General features: G+C 68.6%; 1 pseudogene. It reads right to left on the bottom strand.

The features are described 5' to 3' along the window. Nucleotides 1-174: 174 nt before the first annotated feature. Nucleotides 175-589, bottom strand: a pseudogene (locus RISW2_RS25265) (hypothetical protein); the annotation flags it as partial.

Here is a 589-nt window from a genome sequence, read left to right as displayed (position 1 = left end):
AGCGAGGTGTTGCTGTTGATCGCGGCGACCTCGTAGCTCCGGCCGTCGGGGGCGTGCAGCGCGTCGCCGACATTCACAACCGCGACCCAGGCGGTGCCGGTCCCGGTGACCGTCGTGCTGCCATTGGTCACGGCGATGCTGCCGGTGCGGTACCAGGTGGGCATGGGTGTCTCCTCAGGTGACTTTGTAGAGGCGCCAGCGCAGCGTGCCGCTGATGGCGACGACGTTCTTGGCGTGCAGGGTGATCTTCAGGAGGATCCGGGCGGTCCCGGACCAGTTCGTGTTGGCGATGACCTCGGTCGACCAGCCCCAGTCCACGTCCGGCGGCGCGCCGCTCTGCGCGCTGACCGAGGCATTGGTGATGCCGGCGGTGGCGACGAAGGTCTCGCCGACATTCTCCCAGGGCTGGATGTCGTAGCCGGTGGGCACGATGATCGAGGTGATCTCCTCGTAGCCGGGCGTCGGCGACAGCGAGGGCCGGTTGAAGGCCAGCGTGCCGGTGGCCACCGCGAGCTGCCGCGACAGCACCACGCCCTTGAACTCGGCCGAGCCGTCCTGACGGATGATCCAGCCGGCATTGGCGCTCTGC

The sequence above is a fragment of the Roseivivax isoporae LMG 25204 genome, assembly GCF_000521865.1.
GTDB lineage: Bacteria > Pseudomonadota > Alphaproteobacteria > Rhodobacterales > Rhodobacteraceae > Roseivivax > Roseivivax isoporae.
Note: the sequence above shows the minus strand (reverse complement) of the source record. Positions and strands in the feature narration are given on the sequence as shown.